Source organism: Brevibacterium picturae (assembly GCF_030453725.1).
Lineage (GTDB): Bacteria > Actinomycetota > Actinomycetes > Actinomycetales > Brevibacteriaceae > Brevibacterium > Brevibacterium sandarakinum_A.
Window position 1 is genome coordinate 1 of sequence record NZ_JAKDJU010000267.1, and the last position, 2861, is coordinate 2861.

General features: G+C 64.7%; 5 protein-coding genes. 4 read left to right on the plus strand and 1 reads right to left on the minus strand.

From position 1 onward, the window contains the following. The coding region (locus L0G76_RS15315; protein WP_304358000.1) for a TetR/AcrR family transcriptional regulator at positions 1–470 on the minus strand (470 nt) is incomplete at its 3' end. A 62-nt stretch (positions 471–532) separates the two neighbouring features. On the opposite strand from L0G76_RS15315, the gene L0G76_RS15320 reads away from it, so the two are divergent. The 4 genes from L0G76_RS15320 to crcB all read left to right on the plus strand — a co-directional run bounded on the left by L0G76_RS15320 (position 533) and on the right by crcB (position 2741). Continuing rightward, the gene (locus L0G76_RS15320) at positions 533–1288 is read left to right on the plus strand and encodes an SDR family oxidoreductase (protein ID WP_304358001.1); all 756 of its coding nucleotides are present in this window, start codon (positions 533–535) and stop codon (positions 1286–1288) included. Positions 1289–1374: 86 nt separating this feature from the next. After that, positions 1375–1704 carry a nuclear transport factor 2 family protein gene (locus L0G76_RS15325; protein ID WP_304358002.1) on the plus strand — a complete coding sequence of 110 codons (330 nt, stop codon included), beginning with the start codon at positions 1375–1377 and terminating at the stop codon, positions 1702–1704. Between the two features lie 186 nt (positions 1705–1890). After that, positions 1891–2373, plus strand: coding sequence for a fluoride efflux transporter FluC (locus L0G76_RS15330; RefSeq protein ID WP_301476073.1), 483 nt, complete (start codon positions 1891–1893; stop codon positions 2371–2373). Next, complete coding sequence (gene crcB / locus L0G76_RS15335) at positions 2370–2741, plus strand: fluoride efflux transporter CrcB (RefSeq protein ID WP_304358003.1); 372 nt, start codon at positions 2370–2372, stop codon at positions 2739–2741. The genes L0G76_RS15330 and crcB overlap by 4 nt, the downstream gene beginning before the upstream one ends. Positions 2742–2861: the final 120 nt, after the last annotated feature.

Below are 2861 nucleotides of genomic sequence, written 5' to 3' on the forward strand. Positions count from 1 at the left end.
GTCACTCCGATGTTCGTCGCCAGGATGTGGGCGGCGGCCTGCTCGTGGCCGACGACGAGGCGACCCTGTGATTCAGCCTGCCCCGTCAGGGAGCGGAGGATCTCGCTGGGCTTCGACTGCGCCTCGGGTGAGTAGCCCGGCCTGACCTTGCCGTACATGAGCGTGTAGAAGCCGGGGTTCTCCAGACCGAAGGCAACGTGGGCATCCCACCCCGTCCTGAGGTCCTGGATCGGGTCACCGCTGGATTCCGCCGAGGACTTGGCCGAGAGGTACATGTCGAAACCGTGCTCGATGACGGCCTCGATGAGCCCCTGCTTGCTGCCGAAGAAGTGATACAGGGTCGGCATCTTCACGCCCACCGCATCACAGACTGCCCGCAGTGAGAAATCCTCACCCGGCGCCGCAGCGATGAGGTCCGCGGCCGCGCTGAGCAACCGGGACCGTGTATCGAGCGACGCAGTTCCTGTCATGTCGCTATATTATCGTGTATTGTCGCTATAGTCAGATATACCACCGATACAACGGAGAAGCCATGACCGATCATTCACTTCAGGACAAGACCATCCTCATCGCTGGTGGCGGTAAGAACCTCGGCGGGCTCATCGCTCGGCAGGCCGCCGCAGCGGGAGCCGATATCGCAATCCACTACAACTCCGAGTCCTCCCGCACCGAGGCCGAGCAGACGCTGGCCGCGGTCGAGGACAACGGCGCGAAGGCGGTGCTTTTGACCGGAGATCTCACCCGGCCCGCCAACGTCGAGAAGCTCTTCGCTGATGCCACCTCGGCGCTGGGATCGATCGACATTGCGATCAACACGACAGGGAAGGTACTGCGCAAACCCATCGCGGACACCACCGAGGACGAATACGATGCGATGTTCGACATCAACTCCAAGGCCGCGTACTTCTTCATCAAAGAAGCCGGTAAACACCTGGCGGACAACGGGAAGATCATCACGATCGTGACCGCGCTGCTCGCGGCGTTCACCGACGGCTATTCGACCTACGCCGGAGGCAAGAGCCCGGTCGAGCACTTCACCCGAGCCGCAGCGAAGGAGTATTCGGAGCGCGGAATCTCGGTCACCGCAATCGCTCCCGGCCCCATGGACACCCCATTCTTCTACGGCCAGGAGACACCCGAGCGGGTAGGGTTCCATCGATCGCAGGCGATGGGCAACCAGCTCACCCAGATCGAGGACATCGCTCCGATCGTGCGATTCCTGGCAACCGATGGCTGGTGGATCACCGGCCAGACGATCTTCGCCAATGGCGGATACACCACCCGGTGAGCCAAGCCTCGGGCCCGCCGACTACGAACCAGCGCAACATGCACCTCAACCGCACAACCCACAGTTCACCAGCAAGGAGAGCACCTATGTCAGATCTGCAGATTCCCGAGCCCATCGCGACCTTCATCGACACTGTCAATGCCCATGACGATGCCGGCTTCCTCGACGCGTTCACCACCGACGGTACCGTCGATGACTGGGGCCGCGAATTCACCGGCCGCGAGGCCATCAAGGGCTGGAGCGACAAGGAGTTCATCGGCGCGACCGGCGTTCTCACTCCCGAGGAAGTCTCCGTCGACGGCGATGAGGTCACCGTCATCGGCGACTGGCGCTCAACACACGCAAATGGCCGCTCGTCGTTCGCCTTCGCCGTCGACGGCAACAAACTGAGCAGGATGACCATCCGCGAGGGCTGAGACTCAACACCTCGTCGGGGCCGCCGGATACCAGCCATCCGGCGGCCCTTGCGCGTTTCCCTGTGGCAGAATGAAGGAGATGCTTCAGGCGTCACGGCGGTGGGGCTCGCCGTTCCCAACCTCGGTTCTCCGACAACAGTCCCTACCTCGACCGGCGTCAGCATGCCCGAAAGGTAGAAGTTACTCGTGAGCAGCACCCTCAGCACCAGACCCGTTCACCTCCGCCTGCCCTATCTGTGCCTCGTCGTCGTCGGCGGCACGATCGGCACCGCCGCCCGTGAGGGCCTGACCCTCGCATTCCCGTCGGCGGGCGGCATCCCGTACGCAACCTTCACCATCAATGTCGTCGGCGCGTTCCTGCTGGGACTGCTCCTCGACGCCCTGGTGCGCATGGGGCCCGATGACGGGCTCAGGCGCCGCATTCGAGTCATGGTCGGCACCGGGTTCATGGGTGGATTCACCACCTACAGTGCACTGGCCGTGTCCACGGCGGGCCTCCTCGGCGAAGGGCAGATCGGCTTCTCGATCGCCTACGGACTGGGCACGATCCTCATCGGCGGCGCTGCCACGGGGGCGGGCATCGTCACGGCGACGGTGCTGCACGGCCGGTCCCACGCGAGATCCGCGCGGCAGAGCCCGGACGCAACGCTGAACGGTGGTGCGCGATGACGCCCTTGATCTTCATTGCATCGGCTTTGGCCGGGGGCCTCGGAGCGGCGGCGCGGATGGCCCTCGACGGGGTCATCAAGTCACGCGCGAGCGGTCCGTGGGCCACCATGGGCATCAACGTCAGCGGATCACTGGTATTGGGGATTCTCACCGGATTGGCCGGCGAGCAGATTCTGCCCGAGGCGTGGCATCTCGTCATCGGCACGGGATTCCTCGGCGGGTACACGACGTTCTCCACGGCCAGCTTCGAGACCATCCGTCTGTTCCAGGAACGGCAGTGGGCAGCCGGCCTGGTCAGCGGGCTCGGCACACTCGCCCTCGCCACCACTGCGGCAGGTCTGGGGCTGTGGGTCGGCGGGCTGGCGTGAACGGAGCGGGCAATTCCGCTCCCCTGCCCGCACCGGTGTCGACTGCCTGCCGCCGATCGGGCTGCCTGCCGCCGATCGGCCTGCTTGCGGATTCCCTCGGCGCGAGTGGCATCGACGACC

Coding starts and splice junctions, on each gene's coding strand:
- L0G76_RS15325 (WP_304358002.1), top strand. CDS start 1,375: ATGTCAGATCTGCAGATTCCCGAGCCCATCGCGACCTTCATCGACACT.
- crcB (WP_304358003.1), top strand. CDS start 2,370: ATGACGCCCTTGATCTTCATTGCATCGGCTTTGGCCGGGGGCCTCGGA.
- L0G76_RS15320 (WP_304358001.1), top strand. CDS start 533: ATGACCGATCATTCACTTCAGGACAAGACCATCCTCATCGCTGGTGGC.